This is a genomic window from Candidatus Sulfotelmatobacter sp., from assembly GCA_035498555.1.
Taxonomy (GTDB): domain Bacteria; phylum Eisenbacteria; class RBG-16-71-46; order RBG-16-71-46; family RBG-16-71-46; genus DATKAB01.
The window spans coordinates 55,690-78,649 of the sequence record DATKAB010000093.1 but is presented as its reverse complement, the minus strand read 5'-3'; the positions used below and the strand labels follow the sequence as shown (position 1 = coordinate 78,649).

At 70.0% G+C, this 22,960-nt stretch carries 18 protein-coding genes; 13 read left to right on the top strand and 5 right to left on the bottom strand.

Going from position 1 to position 22,960, the window contains the following annotated elements; all coding sequences use genetic code 11:
- From VMJ70_08705 to VMJ70_08685, 5 genes are read left to right on the top strand one after another with little or no spacing between them, the layout of a single operon-like run.
- Entirely contained in the window at positions 1 to 1,044 is a 1,044-nt protein-coding gene (locus tag VMJ70_08705) for an Ig-like domain-containing protein (protein HTO91195.1), read from the top strand.
- A 4-nt stretch (positions 1,045 to 1,048) separates the two neighbouring features.
- Positions 1,049 to 1,879 carry a diaminopimelate epimerase gene (dapF, locus tag VMJ70_08700; GenBank protein HTO91194.1) on the top strand — a complete coding sequence of 277 codons (831 nt, stop codon included), beginning with the start codon at positions 1,049 to 1,051 and terminating at the stop codon, positions 1,877 to 1,879.
- A 9-nt stretch (positions 1,880 to 1,888) separates the two neighbouring features.
- Positions 1,889 to 2,782, top strand: a complete 894-nt coding sequence (gene dapA, locus VMJ70_08695) for a 4-hydroxy-tetrahydrodipicolinate synthase (GenBank protein ID HTO91193.1) — start codon at positions 1,889 to 1,891, stop codon at positions 2,780 to 2,782.
- Complete coding sequence (dapB, locus tag VMJ70_08690) at positions 2,779 to 3,543, top strand: 4-hydroxy-tetrahydrodipicolinate reductase (GenBank protein ID HTO91192.1); 765 nt, start codon at positions 2,779 to 2,781, stop codon at positions 3,541 to 3,543. Before dapA ends, dapB begins: the two co-directional genes overlap by 4 nt.
- A gap of 10 nt (positions 3,544 to 3,553) precedes the next feature.
- Positions 3,554 to 6,337, top strand: coding sequence for a hypothetical protein (locus VMJ70_08685; protein HTO91191.1), 2,784 nt, complete (start codon positions 3,554 to 3,556; stop codon positions 6,335 to 6,337).
- A gap of 9 nt (positions 6,338 to 6,346) precedes the next feature.
- Here VMJ70_08685 and VMJ70_08680 read toward each other — a convergent pair whose 3' ends face one another.
- The 3 genes from VMJ70_08680 to rpsT are packed head-to-tail and all read right to left on the bottom strand — an operon-like array spanning position 6,347 to position 8,254.
- Positions 6,347 to 7,585 (bottom strand): hypothetical protein, encoded by a 1,239-nt coding sequence (locus tag VMJ70_08680; GenBank protein ID HTO91190.1) that lies wholly within the window; start codon positions 7,583 to 7,585, stop codon positions 6,347 to 6,349.
- Positions 7,561 to 7,992: a hypothetical protein gene (locus tag VMJ70_08675; protein ID HTO91189.1), complete on the bottom strand. Its 432-nt coding sequence runs from the start codon at positions 7,990 to 7,992 to the stop codon at positions 7,561 to 7,563. Before VMJ70_08675 ends, VMJ70_08680 begins: the two co-directional genes overlap by 25 nt.
- A 7-nt stretch (positions 7,993 to 7,999) precedes the next feature.
- Positions 8,000 to 8,254 (bottom strand): 30S ribosomal protein S20, encoded by a 255-nt coding sequence (gene rpsT / locus VMJ70_08670; GenBank protein HTO91188.1) that lies wholly within the window; start codon positions 8,252 to 8,254, stop codon positions 8,000 to 8,002.
- A 199-nt stretch (positions 8,255 to 8,453) separates the two neighbouring features.
- Here rpsT and uvrC point away from each other — a divergent pair, with 199 nt between their 5' ends.
- The 8 genes from uvrC to VMJ70_08630 all read left to right on the top strand — a co-directional run bounded on the left by uvrC (position 8,454) and on the right by VMJ70_08630 (position 19,373).
- Entirely contained in the window at positions 8,454 to 10,265 is a 1,812-nt protein-coding gene (gene uvrC / locus VMJ70_08665) for an excinuclease ABC subunit UvrC (GenBank protein ID HTO91187.1), read from the top strand.
- Entirely contained in the window at positions 10,262 to 11,260 is a 999-nt protein-coding gene (locus VMJ70_08660) for a tyrosine recombinase (protein HTO91186.1), read from the top strand. Before uvrC ends, VMJ70_08660 begins: the two co-directional genes overlap by 4 nt.
- Positions 11,257 to 11,865 (top strand): hypothetical protein, encoded by a 609-nt coding sequence (locus VMJ70_08655; GenBank protein HTO91185.1) that lies wholly within the window; start codon positions 11,257 to 11,259, stop codon positions 11,863 to 11,865. Before VMJ70_08660 ends, VMJ70_08655 begins: the two co-directional genes overlap by 4 nt.
- A complete protein-coding gene (locus VMJ70_08650) occupies positions 11,865 to 13,271 on the top strand; it encodes an MBL fold metallo-hydrolase (GenBank protein ID HTO91184.1) in 1,407 nt (468 codons plus the stop codon). The genes VMJ70_08655 and VMJ70_08650 overlap by 1 nt, the downstream gene beginning before the upstream one ends.
- Positions 13,262 to 15,235: an SNF2-related protein gene (locus VMJ70_08645; protein ID HTO91183.1), complete on the top strand. Its 1,974-nt coding sequence runs from the start codon at positions 13,262 to 13,264 to the stop codon at positions 15,233 to 15,235. Before VMJ70_08650 ends, VMJ70_08645 begins: the two co-directional genes overlap by 10 nt.
- A complete protein-coding gene (locus VMJ70_08640; protein HTO91182.1) occupies positions 15,232 to 16,404 on the top strand; it encodes a hypothetical protein in 1,173 nt (390 codons plus the stop codon). The genes VMJ70_08645 and VMJ70_08640 overlap by 4 nt, the downstream gene beginning before the upstream one ends.
- 119 nt (positions 16,405 to 16,523) lie before the next feature.
- Complete coding sequence (locus VMJ70_08635) at positions 16,524 to 17,189, top strand: tetratricopeptide repeat protein (GenBank protein ID HTO91181.1); 666 nt, start codon at positions 16,524 to 16,526, stop codon at positions 17,187 to 17,189.
- 36 nt (positions 17,190 to 17,225) lie between these two features.
- Positions 17,226 to 19,373 (top strand): glycoside hydrolase family 57 protein, encoded by a 2,148-nt coding sequence (locus VMJ70_08630; protein HTO91180.1) that lies wholly within the window; start codon positions 17,226 to 17,228, stop codon positions 19,371 to 19,373.
- 84 nt (positions 19,374 to 19,457) lie between these two features.
- On the opposite strand, the gene VMJ70_08625 is transcribed toward VMJ70_08630, so the two are convergent.
- On the bottom strand, positions 19,458 to 20,471 hold the full coding sequence (locus VMJ70_08625) for a lipid A deacylase LpxR family protein (GenBank protein ID HTO91179.1): 1,014 nt from the start codon (positions 20,469 to 20,471) through the stop codon (positions 19,458 to 19,460).
- Positions 20,468 to 22,906 carry a leucine--tRNA ligase gene (gene leuS / locus VMJ70_08620; GenBank protein ID HTO91178.1) on the bottom strand — a complete coding sequence of 813 codons (2,439 nt, stop codon included), beginning with the start codon at positions 22,904 to 22,906 and terminating at the stop codon, positions 20,468 to 20,470. The genes VMJ70_08625 and leuS overlap by 4 nt, the downstream gene beginning before the upstream one ends.
- Between the last annotated feature and the right edge of the window lie 54 nt (positions 22,907 to 22,960).

Genomic DNA, 22,960 nt, shown 5'->3' with positions numbered 1-22,960 from the left:
GTGGCCAGAAGCCCGACTGCCGCGTGGCTCGCGCTCGTGGCCTTGCTGCTCGCCGGCTGCGCCAAGAAGGGGCCGCCCTCCGGCGGACCGCCCGATTTCACGCCGCCGCGCGTCATCGCCACCACTCCCGATTCCGGGGCCTCCGGCATCTCGCGCAAGCCGCGGCTCACCATCTCCTTCAGCGAGGCGATGGAGCCGCGCTCGACCGACGACGCGGTGTCGCTCGCGCCGCGCGTGCCGATCCGCAATCGCTCGTGGAGTGGGCGCACGCTCTCCCTGACGCTCGCCGAATCGCTGCAGGCCGAGAAGACCTATACGCTGTTCCTCGGCGACGCGGCGCATGACCGTCACGGCAACGCGCTAGTGGGTGGTGCCGCCGTGGTGTTCAGCACCGGCGACTCGTTCCCGCGCGGCCGCATCGAAGGGAGCGTGGATGCACGCGGATTCGAAGCTTCAGGCACCTACCTGTGGTGCTACGACGCGCTCTCGGGCCACGTGCCCGACAGCACCGCGCGCGATTTCCAGGCCATCGGCATCGCCGGACCGAAGGGCCAGTTCCGCATCGACGGGCTGCGCGTTCCCGGCAGCTATCGGGTGTGGGCGTTCGCGGATCTCAACACCAACCACTCGTTCGAGCCCGAAACCGACATCCTGGCCCCGGCCGACACCACGTTCGCGCTGACTCCGGACCAACCGGTGGCGCGCAACATCGTGCTGCGCGTCACCAACCCGCGCGCTCCGGGTCGCGTGCGCGGCGCGGTGGTCGACACGCTGCAGGACAGCCTCGGCGTGCTGCGCGTGCTGGCCAGCGCCGAGTCGGATTCGCTGCAGCGCGTGCCGGGCACGGTGGATGCGAAGGGGGGCTTCGACATCACCTTGAAGCCCGGGTTGTGGCGGATCACGGCATTTCGTGACCACGACAAGAACGGCATCTGGCGGCCGAGCACCGAGCCGGTCAGCCAGACCGAGACCGTGCGCATCGAGCCGGCCGCCGACGTCACCAATGTGGTGCTGGTGCTCCGTCGCGCGAGCGGGGTACCCTGAGCGCGTGGAACTTCCTTTCCTCAAGATGCACGGGGCCGCCAACGATTTCGTGGTGCTGGATCGGCTCGGCTCGAAAGCGCCTCAGCCCTCGGCCGAACAGATGCGGCAGTGGTGCGATCGCCGCCGCGGCATCGGCGCCGACGGCGTGCTGCTGCTGGAGTCCGACCCCGAGCTCGACTTCCGTATGCGGTACTTCAATGCCGATGGCGGGTCGGCCGAGTACTGCGGCAATGGCGCGCGGTGCCTGGCGTGCCTGGCGCTGGAGCTGGGTCTCGGCCGCGGTGGCGAAGTGCGATTCCGCACCGACATCGGCGTCCAGAGCGCGCGCCAGGTCGCCGAGCATCGCTACGAGGTGCGTTTCGGGCGGGTGGCGCGGCCCGAGCGCCGCGAGGACCTGGCCGCGGCCGGGCGCCGATTCTCCGGGTGGTGGGTGCAGGCCGGCGTTCCCCATCTGGTGATCGAGGTCGACCGGGTGAGCGAGGTGCCGGTCCGCGAATGGGGAGCGGCGTTGCGCGCCCACCCGCAGTTCGGCGCCGAGGGCGCGAACGTGGACTTCGTCGAGCGCCGCGGCGTTTCCCACGTTGCCATGCGCACCTTCGAGCGCGGCGTGGAGGGGGAGACCCTGGCGTGCGGCAGCGGCGCGATCGCCTGCGGCATCACCCGGGCGATGAGCGGCGATCGCTCGCCGGTGACGGTGACCACCGCCGGCGGCGACGACCTGAGAGTTACCTGGCAGGCGACGGATGAGGACTACGAGGTCGGGCTCGAGGGCCCGGCCGAGATCGCGTTCACGGGACGGCTGCGGGTGAGCAGCGCCGTACCGCTCGTGCGCTGAGGAGGAGCGATGTTCGAAGGACTGACGGTGGCAATGGTGACGCCGTTTCGCGACGGCGAGCTGGATCTCGACTCGACCGCGCGGCTGGTGGACTACCTGATCGACGGCGGCGTTGAGGTCCTGGTGGTCTCGGGCTCGACGGGAGAGGCGGCCACCTGCTCGGTGGACGAGCGGCTGACGCTATGGAAGTTCGTCCGGGACCGGGTGAGGCGGCGGATTCCGGTGGTGGCCGGCACCGGCACCAATTCGACTTCCGAGACCATCGCGATTACGCGCCGCGCCGAGGAGCTGGGGCTGGACGGCGCGATGATCGTCACGCCCTACTACAACAAGCCCACTCCTAGGGGGCAGATCGCCCACTTCAGCGCGGTCGCGCATGCCACCCAGCTTCCGCTGATCCTCTACAACGTGCCGGGACGCACCGCGACCAACACCATGCCGGAGACCTTCGCGAGGCTCGATTCGGTTCCCAACATCGTCGCGATCAAGGAGGCTTCGGGGAGTCTCGACCAGGCCAGCGCGATTCGCGCGCGCACGAGATTCACGCTGCTCTCGGGCGACGATTCGCTCACCCTGCCGATGATCGCGGTGGGCGCCGCCGGCGTGGTGTCGGTGGCCGGCAACGTGGCGCCGCGCGAGATGCGCGCGCTCTGCGATCATGCCCGCGCCGGCCGGCTCGCCGAGGCCGAGACCGAACATCGCAAGCTCGGCCCGCTGTTCAAGGCGCTGTTCGTCGAATCGAACCCCGGACCGGTCAAGTGCCTGCTCGCTCAGCTCGGCCTGATTCGCAACGAGCTGCGCCTGCCGCTGGTGCCGGTCGAGCCGGCAACCGAGGAAGCCCTGCGCATGGCCGCCAAACACGCGGGGCTCGCGCCGGCCATGGCGAGCGGCGTGTCGGCTTGATCTCGATCGTCCTGCTCGGGGCCGCGGGCCGGATGGGTCGCGCGGTCCTCGAGGCCGCCTCGGACCAGCCCGACCTCACGATCAAGGCCCGGGTGGATCGGGCCGAGAACCACGGCGGCGGCCCCGGGGTATGGCAGGCGTCGCTGGAAGGCGTGCTCGCGCGGGGGGACGTGGTGGTCGAATTCAGCAGCCCGGCCGCCTGTCGCGAGGCGGCCCGCTCGTGCGCCGGGGTCGGCGCGGCGCTGGTTTCGGGCACGACCGGGCTCTCGGCTGACGACGAGGCGGCGGTGCGCGAGGCGTCGGGCCGGGTCGCGGTGCTCCGCGCCTCCAATTTCAGCCTGGGCGTGCTGGTGCTGCGGCGGGCGGTGCGCGCGGCGCTGGTGGCGGCGCCGCGCGGATGGGACGTCGAGATCGTCGAGCGCCACCATCGCGGCAAGGTGGACAGCCCCTCGGGCACGGCGCTCACCCTGGCCGGGGACGCAGCCGGCGAACGCGGCTGGGGACCGGAGGTCGTCCGCGCCGGTCGCTCCGGTCGAACCGGGGCGCGGCCGGTGGCGGAAATCGGCGTTTCATCGGTGCGCGGAGGGAGCTGGATCGGCGATCATGAAGTCCTGCTGGCGGGGGAGGGCGAGTGGCTCGAGCTGCGTCACGTCGCCTCGGATCGCGGCGCGTTCGCCCGCGGCGCACTCGCCGCGGCGCGGTTCGTCGCCGGCGCGAGACCCGGACTCTATTCGCTGGAGGACGTCCTGGGGCGGCCGTAGGAGGAACATCGTGAAGCGCCTCTGCACGGCCGTCGGACTCGGCCTGTGGCTGGGGCTCGCCGCCGGGACGGCGCAAGCGCAGGGCTTCGGCAAGAACAAGGTGCAGTACGACGATCTCGAGTGGGCGGTGCTCGAGAGTCCGCACCTGCGCGTCCATTTCTACGCCGAGGAAGAGAGTCTCGCGCGCCGCATCACGCCGTTCGCCGAGAGCGTGGCGGTCGAGTACGACCGGCGTTTCCGCAACCGGCCGAAGAACCACATTCCGATCCTGCTCTACTCGGCGCACTATCTCTTCCAGCAGACCAACGCCGCCGACGGCTTCATCTCCGAGGGCACCGGTGGTCTCACCGAGCTGATCAAGGGCCGGGTGCTGATCCCGCACAATGGATCGTGGGCCCGGCTCGCCTGGGTGACGCGCCACGAGCTGACCCACGCCTACATGATGGACAAGATCGGCGTGGTGATGCGCGAGCATCATCGCAACCAGAGCTATTTGCCGCCGCTGTGGTTCACGGAAGGGCTCGCGGAGTACTGCGGCACCCATTGGGACGAGGACGCGGAGGGGCTGCTGCGCGACGCGATCCTCACCCGTGAAGCGCGCCCGCTCACCAACAGCGACGACATCACCGGCACGGTGCTGATGTACAAGGAGGGCCAGTCGTTCCTGTTGTGGCTGGCCGACCGCTACGGATCGGAGAAGGTCTTCGACCTGTTCGACAACTGGGCGAGCGCCGAGGACTTCGAGACCGTCTTCCGCCTGACCTTCGGCAGCTCGCTGGTGGATCTCGACACCCAGTGGTTCACCGACATGAAGCGGCGGTACTACCCGCAAATCGTGCACTCCGCCGAGCCCGCCGAGGTGGCGAGGCGCCTGACCCGGCGCGGCGAGTACAACCTCGGGCCGCGCACGCTGCCCGGCAGCTCCTCGGACAGCCTGCTGCGCTTCTGCTACTTCCAGGCGGACGAATCGGGCATCGATCTGATCCTGAGCCAGCCGCGCCGCGACGGCACTCGCCAGTGGCTCCGCTTGATCCATTCCGGACGCACTCCCGCGTTCGAATCGTTCCACCTGTTCCTCAACCGGCCGAGTGTCTCGCGCGATGGCCTGATCGCGCTGACCGCCAAGCGGGGAGGACGCGACGCGCTGACGCTGTTCGATCCGAAGCACGGGCGCATCCTGCGGCAGGAGGGATTCGACAATCTGGTCGTGATCCACGATCCGGCGTGGGCGCCCGGCGACAGCGCGCTGATCTTTTCGGCCCAGGACTATTCCGGCCGCTCGGATCTCTACCGGGTGAGCTGGCCGGGCGGCCAGACTCAGCTCGAGCGGCTGACCAACGACGACTACGACGATCTCGAGCCCGACATCTCGCCCGACGGCCGCTGGGTGGTGTTCGCTTCGGATCGCGGCGGACGCGGCGGGCGCTACTCGCTGTTCCGGCTCTCGCTCGCCGGCGGCGTGCCCGAGCCGGTGAGCTTCCCGGACCGCGGCGAGGACCGGCAGCCGGTCTATTCGCCGGACGGCAAATGGATCGCCTTCCGTTCGACGCGCGGTGGCATCAGCGATCTGTGGGTGCGTCACGCCGAGCCCGACTCGGCGGCGCGGCGGGTGATCTCGCTGTGGGGGCCGGCCTCCGATCCCGACTGGCTCCCGAACGGATCGGGGCTGGTGTTCACCGCCCAGCACGCGATCCGATTCCAGACCTTTTCCGTGCGTTTCAAGCCCGACACGCTCGAGGTGGAGCGGGAGCCGGGCGAAACGCCTCGCCCGATGCCCTGCCCCGACCGGTTCGCGGATCTCACCAAGCCCTACGAGCGGCGCCTCGGTCTCGACCTGATCCAGAACGCGGTCTCGTTCGATCCCGCCCTGGGCAGTGCCGGCGCCGGGCAGATCGCCTTCAGCGACGTGCTGGGGAACGAACGCGTGCTGTTCGCGCTGAGCAACGACTCCGAGCGGTTCGGAAACTTCTGGGACGGCTGGGAGGGCGGCGTCACCTATCTCAACCAGGCTCGTCGCCTGAATTTCGGGGCCAGTGTGTTCCGACTCACCGAGGTCTACGACGCCGATCTCGACATCATCCGGCGGGAGAAACGCGTCGGCGTGGCCGGGATCGCCATCTATCCCTTCAGCAAGTTCACGCGCGTGGAGGCGACGCTGGTGGTGCGCCACGTCACCGATCACCTGCTGCGCAGCGGCGAGATCCAGACCGTGGATCTGGTCTCGAACTTCTTCACCTGGGCGCACGACGACACGCGCTGGACCGGTTACGGTCCGGTGCAGGGCATGCGCATGTACCTCACCGCCGGCTACACGCGCGACCTTTCGGCCGGCGACGCCGACTTCGCCACGCTGCTCGGCGAGCTGCGCCAGTACGTCCAGCCGATTCGCAACGTGGTGTTCGCCAATCGAGTGCTCGGACAGTCCAGCATGGGACCCGACGCGCAGCGCTTCTATCTCGGCTGGGACACGATCCGCGGCTACGACCGGCGCGCACTCTCCGGACTGCAGACCCTGACGGTCCAGAACGACCTGCGCTTCCCGATCCTGCGCGGGTTCACGCTCGCGGTGCCCGCGCCCTGGGAGCTCCCCACCGTGAGCGGCGGCGCGTTCGCCGATGCCTCATGGGGGTGGGACGAAGGCTTTCAGCAGCAACTCGGGAGCGCCGGATTCTCGTTCTGGGTGGGGGGTGGATTCTTCCCGGCGCTGCGCTGGAACTACGCGTGGCTGACGCACGACCTGCGTTTCTTCACGCAGCGCCCGCGCACCCAGTTCCTGATCGACTTCAACTTCTAGGCGAAGGCGCTACGGCGCGAATCGGTCGAGCGTGATCGCCACCGGATCGCGCAGGCCCTTCGCGAACAGGATCGTGGCTCCGGTTCCGGAGACGCGGGCGATCGTGCCGGTCATCACCGCCCAGGCTTCGCCGCTCACGTCCTCCACCGCCAGAGCACTCGCCCCGGGAAGGCCGGGGACGCGGAACTCCACCGAACCGTTGCGACGCAGCGCCACGACCTGCCCGGCCACCGGATCCGCGACCCAGATCCGCCCGCGCGCTTCGTCCACCGCGATGCCGAGCGGACCCTGAAAGCCGGAAACCGTGTCGACCGGCGCGCCGCTCGCAGCGAGGTGGACGACCTGGCGCGTGTCGAAGCAGCTCACCCACGCCTCGCCGTTCGAAGTGTCGACGGCGACGCGCAGGGGCGCCGAGACCGCGGTCGCGTGCAGCAGATTCCCGAGCGAGTCGAAGTGGCGCACGGTGTTGCTACGCCGCTCGCAGACCCACAGCGACTGATCGGCCGGATCGACGTCGATGCCGGCGGGAGCCTGGAGCGGCGAGATGCTGCCGGGAGTGCCGAAGGACCCATCGGGCTGGAGCTGAAACACTTCGCCGCCGAACACCGTCGACACCCAGGCCGTCCCGCGCACCGCATCGACCGCGAGGTAAGTGGGGTCGCCGAGTCCGCGAATGCTGAGCCCGCTTCCCAACCCGGGGTTGAACACCACCACCCGGCCTCCGCCTTCATCCGCGACCCACACCACATGCGAGATCGGATCCACCCGGCAGTCGGTGGGCCCAGCGAAGCCCGTGGCCTGGGTGGCCGGCTGGCGGCCGTCGGCGCTCATGCGGTAGAGGCTGAGCGTCTGATCGTCGGCCACCCACGGGATCACCGTCGAAGGCGTCGCGATGTCCTCGGAGGGAGCGCCTGAGAGCTGCCCGCCGACCACGAAGTAGAGCCGGTAGCGATAGGTGACGCCGTTCACCAATCCGAGGTCGAGGTAGCTGCTGACGCTCTGGGGCAGGATGGCGGTGAGCGGCTGGTAGTCGGCTTCGCCCTCGGCCTGGCGGAAGAGCTGGTACTCGAGCGGCTGCGTACTGCTGCCGGGGCTCCAGGTCAGGAACACCTGCGCGTTCTCGGCCAGCGCCGCGAAAGAGGGCGGACGCCCGCCGGTCGCGGCGTTGTGAGGGTCGAGGGGATTGAGACGCTCGCGGGTGCTGCAACCCGCCAGCAGCAGGCTCAGAAGCGCAAGCGCGCGACGCATGCTCCCCGCTCCCAGGCGAGCGACAGCCGCGACGAAGCCGGGGCGTGCGCGAACCGGAGGTAGATGCCGGTGACGATCAGCACCTCGCCCGAGATGAGCGAGGCGGCCGACAGCCGATCGAGCGTGACGGTCTGGTCGTAGAGCGAGGCGATTTCGCCCGGATCGGTCGCCATCAGGTACTCGTCGTAGCGGGCGTTGGCGCGATCGTGGATGACGAACGACGCGCCCACCAGTCCGGCGCCCCCGATCAGGCAGGTCCAGGAAAGCAGGTGGTGCTGCCGGGGAGGCTGCGGGAGCGGCACGACCGGGAACGGAACGGCCGCCGACTCCGGGGGAGCGGCGGCCGTCGCGAAGAGTGGCGCCTGCAGCAGAAAGGTCGCGAACAGGGCGACCAGCGGGCGCATCATGGTGGCCTCAGGCGAGCTTGGCTGCGAACTTCGCCAGACGCGCCTTGTGGCGGCTGGCGGTCTCCTTCTTGATGATACCCCGCGAGGCGGTGCGATCGAGCAGCGCCGTGGCCTTTCGATAGGCGGCCTGGGCCTCGGCGCGGGTCTTGGCCTCGCGGACCGCCTTGAGCGTTCCGCGCAGCTCGGAGCGGGCGGCGATGTTGCGGCGGCGCGACTTCTCATTGGTGACGACGCGCTTGGCCGCCGACTTGTGATGCGGCATTCCCATCCTCCTTGGACCTGAGGGTGACGTTCGGAACCGACAAAGCTACGGGGGCCTCGAAGCGCCTGTCAAGGCCGCCGCCACTATTCTTCATGCACCTGCCATTGCCGGGCACCCCGCCGGGGTGTAGTGTGGCACCTTCGCCGTATCCCCAACTGGTGCAGGGAACCTTCCCGTGAGCCCGTTGAGCGAGAAAATCGTGAATTTGCCCGCTTTGCCCGGGGTTTACTTGTTCAAGGACGCCCGGGGCCGGGTGCTCTACGTGGGCAAGGCCCGGAGTCTGGCTCAGCGCGTCCGGAACTACCTCGGGGCCGATCTCGAGCCACGGCTCGCCGAGATGGTCGAGCGGGCTCAGGACCTCGACACCATCCTCACCGCCTCCGAGCCCGAAGCGCTGCTGCTCGAGGCCACCCTGATCCGCCAGCACCGGCCCTACTACAACGTCCTGCTCAAGGACGACAAGAGCTTCCCCTACGTTCGCATCAGCGTGCAGGAGGAATTCCCGCGCCTGTCGGTGACGCGTCAGGTGAAGAGCGACGGTGCTCGCTACCTCGGACCCTATACCGACGTAAAGCGCCTGCGGCGCACGCTGCGGGAGATCCGGCGGGTATTCCCGGTGCGCACGTGTCGCAACTTCGAAGACTACCGGCGCGCCAATCGACCCTGCCTGTACTACCACATCGGACGCTGCGCGGGTCCCTGCACCACGCGCTCGGGGGTCGGCGCCGCCGAGTATCGAAGGATCGTCGACGGGTTGCTGATGTTCCTGACCGGTCGCGACCAGGACGCGACCCGCCAGCTCCGCGCCGACATGGAGGCGGCGTCCGCCAGCCGCGACTACGAGCGAGCCGCCCGCCACCGCGACCAGCTCAGGCTGCTGGAAGGCGCGCGCAAACCCCAGAGCGTGGTGTCGCCGCACGGGCGCGATGCCGACGTACTCGGGGTCGCCCGCCATGGCCGCGACGCGGCGGTGGCGGTGCTGCTGCTGCGCGGCGGTCGCGTGGTGGGGAAGGAGTCGCACCTGCTCACGCGCGGCGGCGACCGGCCCGCGAGCGAGGTGCTCGAAAGCTTCGTCGCCCAGCATTACCTGACCGGCGCGCTGGTGCCGGCCCGCGTGGTGGTCGCCGAGCGCCCGGTCTCGGCCGACGCGCTCGCCGAGGCGCTGTCGTCGCACTCGGGCCATCGCGTCGAGATCGCGGCACCGACGCGCGGTCGCGAGCACCGGCTGGTCGAGATCGCCGGACGCAACGCGGCGCACCTGCTCGAGCAGCGCGCGGCGCGAGCCGACGGCCGGCGCGCGCGCTTCTCGCCGGAGATCGTCGAGCTTCAGCGCAGGCTCGACCTGCCGAGCCCGCCGCATCGGATGATCTGCTTCGACATCTCGAACTTCGGCGCCGAGGGCGCGGTAGCGGCGGTGGTGGCCAGCGAGGACGGCCGCCCGCGCAAGGGCCTCTACCGGCGCATGCGCATCCGGCGGAGCGGCCCCGACGATTTCGCGATGATCGGGGAGGCGGTGACGCGCTATTGGACGCGGGTCGAATCGGGCGAGCTGCCGCGCCCCGATCTGGTGGTGGTCGACGGCGGCACCGGCCAGGTCAGCGCGGCGCGCGGCGCGCTCGAGCTGGCGGCCACGCGACCGGTGGCGCTGATCGGGCTGGCGAAGCGGGAAGAGACCATCGTGCGCGAGCGCGGCGGCGACCTTCGGCTGCCGCGCCGAAGCCCGGCGCTGCGCGCACTGCAGCGGCTGCGCGACGAGGCTCACCGGTTCGGGCTCACCTATCATCGCGCGCTGCGCGGCCGCTCGCGGATCGCGAGCGAGCTGGATCGCGTCTCGGGCGTCGGGCCCGCGCGCCGCGCGGCGCTGCTGCGCGCATTCGGCTCGGTGCAGGCGCTGCGCGCCGCCTCGCCGGACGAGATCGCCGAGCGCGCCGGCGTGCCTCGAGCGCTGGCGGAGCGCGTCGCCGCCGCGCTGGGGGCGGGCGGGCTCGATCCCGGCCGGAGGTCGGCGTGACGGCGGTCCGGCGCGCGACACGCGAGCGGCCGCTGGCCGAGCGGCTGGCGGGAAGTCCGTTGCTGCCGGCGATCGAGGGCTGGCTCGAAGTTCTGCGCAAGGGCCGGCGACTGAGCGAGAACACCCTGGATGCTTACCGGCGCGACGCCCTCGACTACGCGGTGTTCGCCGCCGCGCACGGTGTCGGCGAATGGCGCTCGCTCACCCGCACCGTGCTCGATGCCTACCTGGCCTCGCTCTTCAGGGCCCGTCGCGCGCGCAACACGCTGATGCGACGGCGCTCCGCGCTCGGTCGCTTCCACACGTTCCTGGTGCGGGAGGGAATCCTGCCCGCCGATTTCCTGCTCGAGCTCCCACCGGCGCGCAGCGAGCGGCGGCTGCCGGCGGCGCTCGCCCCCGACGAGATCGAGTCGCTGCTGGCGCGCGACGGCGAAGCCTCGCCGCTCGAGCTGCGCACCCGGGCGATGCTCGAGCTGGCGTACGCCTCGGGGCTGCGGGTCAGCGAACTGCTGACGCTGCAATGCGCGGGGATTCATCTCGGCGAGCAGGTGGTGACCGTGGTGGGGAAGGGCAACAAGCAGCGCCAGGTGCCGTTCGGGCGTGAGGCGGCGCGCTGGCTGCGGGCCTACCTGGAGCGTGGCCGGCCGCTGCTCGCGCCTCGGGCCCGTCACGACACGTTGTTCGTGAACGCGCGCGGCGGGCCGATGTCGCGGATGGGGTTCTGGAAACTGCTGCGCGCTCGGGCGCGGGCCGCCGGGATCTCCACTCGCGTCCATCCGCACGCGCTGCGCCACTCGTTCGCCACGCACCTGCTGCAGGGCGGGGCGGATCTGCGCGTGGTGCAGGAGCTGATGGGACACGCGAACGTCACCACCACGTCGATCTACACCCATCTCGACCGGGCGTATCTGCGGGAAGTGCACCGGGAATTCCATCCGCGCGGGAAGCGGGCGGCGGCCGGGTCAGGGGCCGCCGGGGCAAGGAGAAACGAATGAGGGGAAGTCGGTGGCTCGGGACCGGGCTGTTCCTGATGACTCTGATGGCGGCCGCCGCCGCCCACGCCGCGTGGATCGTGGTGCCGCCGCGGCCCGGGCAGATCGGGGTCGCGATCGACGGCCAGTACGGCTCGTTCCTGAGCGGGGGAGGGCTGGGCTCCGAATTCGGCGCCGGGGGAGGGTTGGGCGTGCGCGTCCGCTATCGCATGCAGTACGAGCGGGCGATCGGAATCTCGTTCGAGCGCTGCGATTACACCGTGCGGCACAACGCCGACACCACGTTCGCCGACCACACCGTGACGCTCATCAACACCGGGGCCGAGTTCTATCAATTGTTCGGCACCGAGGGCAAGACCACGCGCATGATCAGCGCGGGGTTCGGGATCACTCAGGTCAGCAAGAAGCTGAACGACGGAGAGGAGAAGCTGGGCGGAAACGATGTGGGCGACGGAGGCTTCGTGATGCTGGGAGTGGGACTCGAGCGCTTTTTCGTTCAGGCCTTCGGGCTCGATCTGAACGCGCACTACGAGCTCATCTTCCAGAATGGTTCGACGAACCAGCTGATCACGGCCTCCGCGGGACTCGTCTTCTACGCCGGGTTCTGATGAGTCCCTCGCTCCGCATCTCCTTCGAAGGCGCCGCCCGGACCGTCACCGGGTCGCGCCATCGGATCCGGTGGGGCGACAAGTCGTGGCTGTTCGATTGCGGGTTGTACCAGGGGCATCGGGATGAGGCGGAACGCGTGAATCGCAGCTTTCGGTTCGAGCCGGCGGAATTGGACGCGGTGGTGGTCTCGCACGCCCATCTCGACCACACCGGCAATCTGCCGACGCTGGTGTCGCGCGGATTCCGCGGCCCGATCTACGCCACGCCGGCCACCGTCGATCTCGCGCGGGTGATGCTTGCCGACAGCGCCTATCTCATGGAGCGAGACGTCGAGCACGTCAATCGGCACGTACACGGCCGGCCTCCGCGCCGGCCGCTCTACACCGTCGAGGACATGACGCGCACGCTGGAGTTGTTCCGCGATCCCGGCTACCACCAGCGCTGGACGCTGTTTCCCGGCGCGAGCGTCGAGGCGTTCGACGCCGGCCACATCCTGGGCTCGGCGCTCACCGTCTTCGAGTTCGACGACGCCGGCCGACGGTTCCGTCTCGGCATGAGCGGAGATCTCGGTCGCCCGCACCGGCCCATCCTGCGGGATCCCGAAGTGCATCCGGGAGTGGACGCGCTGGTGCTCGAGAGCACTTACGGCGACCGCCTCCATCCCGACGCGGCTGTCACCGAGCGCGAACTGACCGAGGTGATCCGCCGCACCGCCGAGCGGGGCGGACGGGTCATGATGCCGGCGTTCGCCGTCGGCCGCACCCAGGAAGTCGTGGTGACGATCCACGGGCTGATGACGCGCGGCGCGATTCCCAGTCTGCCGATCTACGTCGACAGTCCGATGGCGCAGAAGGCGACCGAGGTGTTTCGCCATCATCCCGAATGCTTCGACGAACCGACGCGCCGTGTCTTCAGCGAAACCCGCGGCGAACCGTTCGGCTTCGAGCGGCTTCGCTACATCGGCACGCCCGACGAGTCTCGCGCACTCAACGACGCGCGCGGACCCATGATCATCGTGTCGGCTTCGGGCATGTGCGAGGGCGGACGCATCCTCCACCACCTGCAGCACGGACTCGGCAATCCCAGCAACACGGTGTTGTTCGTCGGCTTCCAGGGCGAGGGCACCCTGGGCCGGCGGCTGCGTGAAGGCGCCGAGACCGTGAACATCCTGGGCGAGGGGGTTCGCGTCCGCGCCGAGATCGCCGGCCTCGACGGCTTCAGTGCGCACGCCGACCAGAGCGAGCTGGTCGGCTGGGTGGCGCGCCTCGATCCGAAACCGCAACGCATCTTCCTGGTCCATGGCGAGCCCGAGCCGGCGGAGACTCTTGCGGCCCTGCTACGCAACAAGATCGGCTGCTCGGTTTCGGTGCCGCACCTCAACGAGGAGTTCGCGCTGTGGAACTGACGGCGATTCGCTACCAGGTCGGACAGCGGCTGCGCCATCCGCAGTTCGGCGAGGGCCTGGTGGTGGAGGTGCACACCGACCGCGGGCGCGAGGTCCTCGAAGTGGTGTTCGACGGCAAGCTGCGCCGTCTCTCGACGCAGCGCGAGTGGGAGGTGCTCGACGCCTCGCGACCGGGCGCCGCCGCGCTCGACGGCGCCCGCACCGAGACGCTGCCGGCCGCGACCGGCAGCGAGCCGATCACGCGCGTGTGGCATCCGCAGACCCAGGCGCTGCTCGATCGCTGGCGAGCGGGCGAGATCGCGCCGCTCTCCCACTATCAGCTGCGCACCGATGCCGAGCGTTGGTCCGACTGGGCCGGGACCGAGCGGCTGGTGTCGCTCGACTCGCTGCGCGGCGTGGAGCGTTTCGCCCATCAGATTCGCGCCTGCCTGAAGGCCATGCGGGACCTGAACGGCCGTGCGATCCTGGCCGACGAGGTCGGACTCGGCAAGACCATCGAGGCCGGGATCGTGATCAAGGAGTACCTGCTGCGCGGCGCCGTGCGCACCGTGCTGGTCCTGGTCCCGGCTTCACTGTGCGAACAGTGGCGGGCCGAGCTGTGGGAGAAGTTCGAACTCGAGTTCGTGGTGTCGCGCGGTCCGGCCGGCCTGTGGGGCCGCCATCCGCTGGTGATCTCGTCGCTCGAGACCGCTCGCCACGAGCGGCACCGGCGGCGCGTGCGCGGCGCCAACTACGATCTGGTGGTGGTGGACGAAGCCCACCGGCTGCGCAATCACCTCACGCTCGGCTGGAAGTTCGTGAACGACCTGAACCCGCGCTTCCTGCTGCTGCTCACCGCCACGCCGGTGCAGAACGATCTACGCGAGCTCTACAACCTGGTGACGCTGGTGCGTCCCGGCACGGTCGGCACATTCTCGCAGTTCCGGCGGGACTTCCTGACCGGCCACGACAAGCGCACGCCGCGCAACGCGCCGCGACTGCGAGCGCTGCTCGAGTCAGTGATGGTGAGGACGCGGCGCGCCGACACCAACCTGGTGTTCGCGCCGCGGGGCGTCGAGACGCTGTGGGTGGCGCAGACGCCGCCGGAACGGGCGCTCTATCGCGAGGTGAGCGATTTCGTCGCCGAGGCCGTCAAGGGCGACACCGGTCAGCCCGGACGTCCGCACTACTTCACGCTGATGGTGCTGCAGAAGGAGATGGGTTCCTCGTGGGCGGCGGCGCGCGCCACGCTCGAGCGTCTGAGCCAGAATCCCGACGGGCTCGATTCGCGGCGCCTGAAGCAGCTGGCGGCGCGGGCCGACGTCGCCAGCCAGACCCCGAGCAAGGTGAAGTCGCTGCTGCGCTGCATCGCCTCGCTCCGCGGCGAGAAGGCGATCGTCTTCACCCAGTTCCGCGCCACCCAGGACACGCTGGTCGAGGCGCTGCGAGCGACCGGCATCGAGCCGGCCGTGTTCCACGGCGAGCTGGGCTGGCGCGAGAAGGAAGAGGCGCTCGAGTACTTCCGCCAGGCCGCGCCGGTGCTGGTGAGCACCGAGGCGGGCGGGGAGGGGCGCAATCTCCAGTACTGCCGGATCGTGATCAACTACGACCTGCCATGGAATCCGATGCGGGTCGAGCAGCGCATCGGGCGCGTGCACCGGCTCGGCCAGCAGCATCCGGTGCGCGTGATCAACCTCGCCGCGCGCGGCACCATCGAGGCCTATGTGCTCGAGATCCTCGACCGCAAGATCCGCATGTTCGAGCTGGTGGTGGGCGAGATGGAGGAGATCCTCGGCGCCTGGCAGCCGCACGGCTCGTTCGAGGACGAGGTCTTCCGCCGCTGGATCGAAGGCCGCACGCCGGCCTCGCGCAAGCGGCGTTTCGCCGAGCTGGCGCAGAACCTGATGGTGGCCCGCAAGCTGTACCAGACCCAGAAGGACCAGCAGAGCTGGCTCTACCCGACGCTCGAGAAGGACGAGTCGTGACCACGACCCTCGAGCCGCCCGCGCGCAGGCGCCGCAACGCGAAGCCGGCCCCGAAGGTGTCCGGGCTGGCGGCGCCGGCCGGGGCCAACGGCGAAGCCGCGCGCGTTTCCGAGGCGCTCGCCGCCGCCGCGACCATCGGGCCGCCCGAGGGCTGGCGCGACTTCGTGGGACGCTGGCTCGAGTCGGTGGGCTGCGCGGTGAGCGACGCGGCGCGCGGCGACTGGGAGGTCGAGCTCTCACCGTGGCTGCAGCGAAAGTGGCGGCGCCACCGCGTGCGGATGGTGTTCGACGCGCAGCGCCCGACGTTGCCGCGCGGCGCCTGGTACACCGCGCCCGGCAGCCTCGGCGGGCGGAAGCTGCTCGAGGCGGCGCTCGAAGAGCCGTTGTGTACGCGACGCACCGCGCTCGCGCGGGTGCCGGGGGCGCCCGAGACCGGCATCGCCACGGTCTGTCGCGTGCGCGGATTGTCGTGGGGGCCGCCGCGGCTCGGTCCGGTGCGCTACGAGCGCCGGCTGGCCTTCCACGCCGTGATGACGCGCTGGGGCGGACTGCCGTCGCAGGAGTCGTGGGTGGTGCTGATCGATTCGGATGGACGGTTGGTCGAGGCTGCGCGCGGTTATGAGCTTCCCGACCTGCGAACTCGCGAAGGGCTCTACCAGATCAGCGACTCGCTGACCGACGATCGCAAGGACGCGTGGATGGCGAACGCGCGCCGGCACCTGGAGGCGCTGGTCCAGGAACGCGAGCGCGAGTGGGAGCGCGAGATCGCGCGCCATCGTGACGACGAACTCTCGCGGCTCGGTGGTTTCTTCTCGGCGCGCATCGAGGAGGAGGAGGAGCGGCTGCGCCGTCGCACCTCGAGCGAGGAGACGGAGCTCGAAGGGGGTGACGCCACGTCGCTCAAGCTCGAGTGGGAGCGCCGCGCGGCCGAGGTCCGGCAGCGATGGGCGATCCGCTCGGAAGTGCGACTGTGGGGACTCGAGGAGTGGTCGTGGCCGGTTGCTGATCTCGAGCAGGAAGTGAAGGCCGGCGCCATGCACGTGCGCGTCCACAGCCTGGTGGACGTGGCGCGCGGGCGTCCCGCCCTGCCGGCCTGTCCGACCTGCGGCTCTCCCGCGGAGATGCTGGTGCGGGTCCACGGCTCGATCGGATGTCCGCGCTGCGGATGAACGGGGCGACCGCGCGTGCTGCTTGACGCCCCGATGTGCAGCCGGTACCTTCTGCCGTCCTCTCGCGCGCGCGGCTCCGCGTGTCCGGCCGCCCGAATCGTCCCAACCGGAGGTTCCACTTGGCATTAGAGTCCAGACAGAAGGCTCGACTTGAAGATCCGGGCGCCGACCTTCTGGACCAGCTTACCGACTACTGGAACCGCTACGGTCAGACCTCGCTGATCGTGCTGGGCGCGCTCGCCGTGATCGGAGTGGGAGCGTTCTTCATGCTGCGCGCGCGACGCACCGCCGAGGACCAGGCCGCGGGCAAGCTCGCCGAGGCGACGCTCGCGTATTTCCAGAGCGATCTGGGCCGCGCGGGCCAGCTCGCGAAGCAGGTGGCGGAGCAGTACCCCAACACGGCGAGCGGGAACGACGCGCACCGGCTGGTGGGCGACGCGTCGTTCTGGAACTCGGATTTCAAGACCGCGATCGCCGAGTATCGGCGCTATCTGTCGCGGCAGTCGCCCGGCCTGCTGGCCGATGCCGCGACCCGGAGCCTCGCCTACGCGCTGGAGAACGACCACCAGTACGTCGAGGCCGCCAAGAGCTACGACTCGCTGGTCGGCAAGTTCGACCGCGAGTCCTCGGCCGAATTCCTGGCGGCAGCGGCCCGCTGCCTGCGTCTCGCCGGGGACAAGGACGGGGCGCGGAAACATCTCGAGCGGATCGCCGGCGAGTTCGGCGATACGTCCTACGCGCGAGAGGCGCGCATCGAGGCCGCGGAGCTCGCCGCGCACCCCTGAGCCGGTCCCACCCTTAGGCGCCGCCGGGGGAGAGCCGTGAACGCACCCGAATCGCGCGTCGAGCTGCTGTTCCTCTGGCACCATCACCAGCCCGACTACCGCAGTCCTCGTGAAGGCCGATCGCTGCTTCCCTGGGTGCGACTGCACGCCACCAAGGATTATCTCGACATGGCGCTCCGGCTGGAGCGCCATCCGCGGCTCAAGGCGACCTTCAACTTCGTGCCTTCGCTGATCGATCAGCTCGAGGACGCCCGCCGCGGCGGGCGCGACGCCCTGTTCGAGCTGCTCGCCCGGCCCGCTGGCGAGCGCACGCCCGCCGATCTCGCCGAGCTCGCGGAACGCTGTTCAGTGACGCCGCCCGGGTTCGGCGAGCGCTGGCCCCGCTACGGCGATCTCCGCCGGCGGCTGCAGCGCGCGCGCCGCGCGGGCGCGCTCTCGCGCGGCTGGACGGCCCGCGATCAGGCTGCGCTCGAGGCCTGGTTCCTGCTCGCGTGGCTCGACCCGATGTTTCATGGCGAGCCCGAGGCGGCGCGGGCGCTGGCCGCGGACCCGCCCGGCGCGGCCGAGCGGGACGGGCTGCTCGCGCTCCATCGCCGGCTGCTCGCCGATGTGCTGCCGGCCTACCGCCGGCTCGCCGAGCGCGGCCAGCTCGAGCTTTCGACCTCGCCGTACGCGCATCCGATCCTGCCGTTGTTGATCGACACCTCGTCGGCCAGTCGGTCGCGGCCCGACGTCCACCTGCCGGCGCTCGGACTGAAGGCCCCCGACGACGCGCGCCGGCAGCTGCAGCGCGCGCTGGCGCGGCACGAGGAAGTCTTCGGGGCACCGCCGCGCGGGATCTGGCCGCCGGAGGGCAGCGTGAGTCCCGAAGCGGCCGCGCTGGTCGCGGAAGCCGGTCTCGCCTGGATGGCGACCGACGAGGCGATTCTCTGGCAATCCCTGCCCGCCGAAGCGCGGAAGCGCGAGAGCCTCTACCAGCCCTGGAAGTTTCCGGCCGGTGGCGGCGAAGTCGCGATCTTCTTCCGCGATCACGAGCTCTCGGATCGCATCGGCTTCGTCTATCACCACTGGGATCCGGGCGATGCCGCCAGCGACTTCATCGGGCGCGTGAAGCGAATCGGCCGCGAGCATCCGGGGGAGACGCCCCCGATCGTGAGCGTGATCCTGGATGGCGAGAATTGCTGGGAGCACTACCCGGGCGACGGCGGCCCGTTCCTGGACGCCCTCTACCAGGGGCTCGAGGCCGCGGGCGAGATCGCCACGGTGACGCCGTCCGAGGTTCTCGCGCGGCCGCGCAGCTGGCCGCGGCTCGAGAATCTCTACACCGGCTCCTGGATCGACGCCGATTTCCACGTCTGGATCGGACATCCTGAGAAGAATCGGGCCTGGGAGCTGCTCGCGCGCACGCGCGAGGATCTCGTCGCGTCGGGGTCGAGCGTGGAATCCCAGCCGGCGGCCTGGAGCGAGCTCGATTCCGCCGAAGGTTCGGACTGGTTCTGGTGGCTGGGTGTCGATCACTTCACGCCCGATCGCGCGCTGTTCGATCATATCTTCCGCGAGCACCTTCAAGCAGTTTATGAAGCGCGTGGTCAGCGGGCTCCGGCCTGGCTCCGGGTGCCGATCGTGCCGGCGGCCGCCGCCAGGGCCAGGGCGCAGCTCGACCCGCTGGGATTCGTCGAGCCGATCGTGGACGGCCGCGCCACCAGCTACTACGAATGGCGGGCCGCCGGGCGGCTGAGCTTCGACTCGGGCGGCGCCATGCATCGGGCCGTGAGCCGCGTGAAGGACCTGTACTTTGGCGCCGACGCCCGGCAGCTCCACCTGAGGGTGGATTTCGCTGGCGGCGCGCCACCCGGGCCGGGCGTGGACCTCGAAATCGAGATCCGGGCAAAGGGGACACGCCGGCTGAGGGTCCAGGGGCTGGTGGCCGGCGAGCGGCCGGTGCTGGGTGCCGCCGACGACCGTCCGGCGATCGAGCCGTCACCCGGAGCGCGCGCCGTGCTGGCTCAGGTGCTCGAGATCGCGATCCCGCTCGAGCAGGCGGGCATCGAGCCGGGTGACGAGGCGGAGTTGAGAGTCAGCCTGCTCCAGTCGGGCGAGGTTCTGGAGCGCCTGCCGGGAGACCCGGCGGTCCGCTTCGTGGTGCCTGGGATCGAGGATGAGAGCGGCCTCTGGAACGCATGAGGCACCTGGTCCCGGGCAGCGCAGGCACGACCGCTTAATGTCGCATAATTGATATTATGTAAACCTGCGGCCGCGGATCGGGCGCTATGGCCGTGGATCGGGCGCGGCCGGCTGACCGTAGCCGAGCCGCAGCGAGCCGTACGTATGTGGCCCGGGCTGGCGCTCGAATTCCTTCCCCCGGCGCATCACGCGGGCCTCGGCCCGGATCCCGAACCATCCCACGCCGACGCCCACCTCGGACTCCGGGACCACCGGCCTCGAATCGACGCTCTCGCTGCCTCGGAACAACGTGCCGTCCAGGAACTCGTCGCGCGCGATGAAATCCACGTGCGGCGCCGCCAGCACGTAGAGCGAGAAAGCGTTCCCTGGCCGAACCGCCCCGCCCCATGCCGCCGGTGGATTCCAGCCGCCCGAGGTCTCGAGCCCGGCCCGGGCGTCGATGGCGAAGGTGCCGAGACGCGCCCCAGCGCTCGGGCCGAGCCGCCAAAGCCAGCCGGGGCTTCCGCCGAGCGCGAGCACTTGGGTCGCGGCGTTCCATTCGAGGCCGATGCCGGGCTCGGCCGGCAGCTGCTGCGACCAGTCGGGCTCGGGGCCGCGCTCGAACTGGTGATGGAAGTAGTCCTGCGTCTTTCCTGCCAGCGACGGCGGTCCGGTGACGCCGACGTGGAGCAGCAGCTCGCGGCGCGACTCGGGACTTCGTCGCGCGAGCCCGACCGCGATCTCGAGCCAGCCGGCGTAGGGCCGATCGGGCGGCAGCTCCCACGGTGCGTAGATTTCCTGCCGCAGCCGCAGCGCGAACGACGGGGCTTCTCCGCGCGGCCCGTCGCCCATCAGCCAGCGTGGCGGAAGTTTCCGGAGCCAGCGCGGGGCGCCCGGCAGATCGACGTCGAGGCGGGTGCCGTGGGTGTAGCCGAAATCCGGACGCTCATCGGGCGGGATCCAGAAGTCGAAGTCGTCGTTGTCGAGCTGGAGCCGCGCTTCGAACGCCGCCTTCGCCGGCTCCTCTCCCGCGGCATCCGGCGGTCGCGCAAACGCGGGCGCGACGCACCCGCACAGCAGCCATGCGGCGGCGCCGAGACGCGCCGCGGCACGGCTCACCGCGACGTCACCACCAGATTCAGCAGCTTGTCGGGGACGTAGATGACCTTGCGCAGCTCGGAGCCGTTGACGTAGCGCTTGACCCGTTCGTCGGCCAGCGCCGCCGCCTGGGCGGCGGCCTGATCGGTGCCGCGCGGCACCTCGAGCGTCGCCCGCAGCTTGCCGTTGATCTGCACTGCGACCGTCACCGTGTCCTCGATGCAGAGCGCCGGGTCGTAGCTCGGCCATTCGACGTAGGCGAGCGTGTCGGCATGGCCGAGCCGATGCCACAGCTCTTCGCCGAGGTGCGGCGCGAACGGCGAAAGCAGCAGCACGAACGGCTCGAGCAGCGCTCGCGGGCGCTCGCCCAGCCGATGCGCCTCGTTCACGAACACCATCATCTGCGCGATGGCGGTGTTGAATTTGAGCGCCTCGAGATCCTCGGTGACCTTGCGGATGGTCTGGTGCAGGACGCGGCGCGCCTCGAGCGGGGGCTCGCCGGCGGTCACCGCGAGCCTGCCGTCCTCGTGGAGGAACAGCCGCCAGACGCGGTCGAGGAACCGCGTGATGCCCTCGACGCCCTGGGTGCTCCACGGCTTCGAGGCCTCGAGCGGGCCGAGGAACATTTCATAGAGCCGGAGCGCGTCGGCGCCGTAGCGGTCGAACATCTCGTCGGGGCTCACCACGTTGCCCGCCGACTTCGACATCTTCTGATTGTCCTCGCCGAGAATCGTGCCCTGGTGGAGGAGCTTCATGAACGGCTCGGGCGTGCTCACCGCTCCGATGTCGAACAGCACCTTGTGCCAGAAGCGGGCGTACAGCAGGTGGAGTACGGCGTGCTCGGCCCCGCCCACGTAGAGATCCACCGGCATCCAGTACTTCTCGAGCGCCGGGTCCACCAGCCGCTCGGAGTCGTGCGGGTCGAGAAAGCGCAGGTAGTACCAGCACGAGCCGGCCCACTGCGGCATGGTATTGGTCTCGCGCCGCGCCGGGCGGCCCGAGGCGTCGCGCGTCTCGATCCAGTCCTTGACGCTCGCGAGCGGGCTCTCGCCGGTGCCCGCGGGTCTGAAGTTCTCGGTCTCGGGCAGCCGCAAGGGCAGCTGCTGCTCGGGCAATGCCTCGGGCTTGCCGTCCACCCAGAGAATGGGAATCGGCTCGCCCCAGTAACGCTGCCGGGAGAACAGCCAGTCGCGCAGCTTGTAGTGAACCGTCCGCTGCCCCTTTCCCCTGGCTTCGAGCCAGCGGATGATCGAATCGATCGCGGCGCTCGCCTTCAGTCCGTCGATCGAGAACGAGCCGTCGGGCGTTGTGGAGTTCACCGCGATGCCGTTCTCGAGATCGACGTAGGCGCCCTGATCGAGGTTGCCCCCCTTCACCACTTCGAGGATCGGCAGCCCGAACCTGCGCGCGAACTCCCAGTCGCGCTCGTCGTGACCCGGCACCGCCATGATCGCGCCGGTCCCATAGCCCATCAGCACGTAGTCGGCGATCCAGATCGGGAGCTTCTCGCCGTTCACCGGATTGACGGCATGACCGCCGGTGAAGACGCCGGTCTTCTCGCGGGCCTCCTGGCGGACGAGATCGCTCTTCCTGGCCGCGGCCTCACGATAGGCGCGGACCGCCTCCTGGCGATCGGCGGTGGTGATCGCATCCACCAGCGGGTGCTCCGGCGCCAGCACCATGTAGGTGGCCCCGAACAGCGTGTCGGGCCGCGTGGTGAAGATGCGCAGGTTGCCGCGCACCCGGTCGAGCGCGAAGTCCACCTCGGCGCCGATCGAGCGGCCGATCCAGTTCCGCTGCATCTCCAGAGTGCTGGCCGGCCAGTCCACGAGTGCGAGGTCGTCGAGCAGGCGATCGGCGTAGGCGGTGATCTTGAGCACCCATTGCCGCATCGGCCGGCGCACCACTTCGAACCCGCCGACCTCGCTCCGGCCGTCGATCACTTCTTCGTTCGCGAGCACCGTGCCCAGCTCCGGGCACCAGTTGACCGGCACCTCGGCAACGTAGGCGAGCCCGCGCTCGAACAGCTTGAGGAAGATCCACTGAGTCCAGCGGTAGTAGCCGGGGTCGGTGGTGTCCACTTCCCGGTCCCAGTCGTGCGAGAGGCCCGCGCGCCGCATCTGGCGCCGGAAGTTGTCGATATTCTCGCGGGTGGTGATCGCCGGATGGATGCCGGTCTTGACCGCGTACTGCTCGGCCGGCAGTCCGAAGGCGTCCCAGCCGGTGCAATGCAGCACGTTGAAACCGCGCATCCGCTTGTACCGGCTCAGCACGTCGGTCGCGGTGTAGCCTTCGAGGTGGCCGACGTGGAGCCCGGAGCCTGAAGGATACGGAAAGAAGTCGAGGCAATAGAACTTCGGCTTCGGCGAGAAATCCTGGGCGCGGAACGTCTTCCGTTCCACCCAGAATTTCTGCCAGCGGGGTTCGACTTCCGCGAAAGGATAGCGCGCGCTCATTCGGTCCGCTCCGGTGATGGAGAGCCAGCGAGGTTAGCGGTTCGGCGCGCCTCG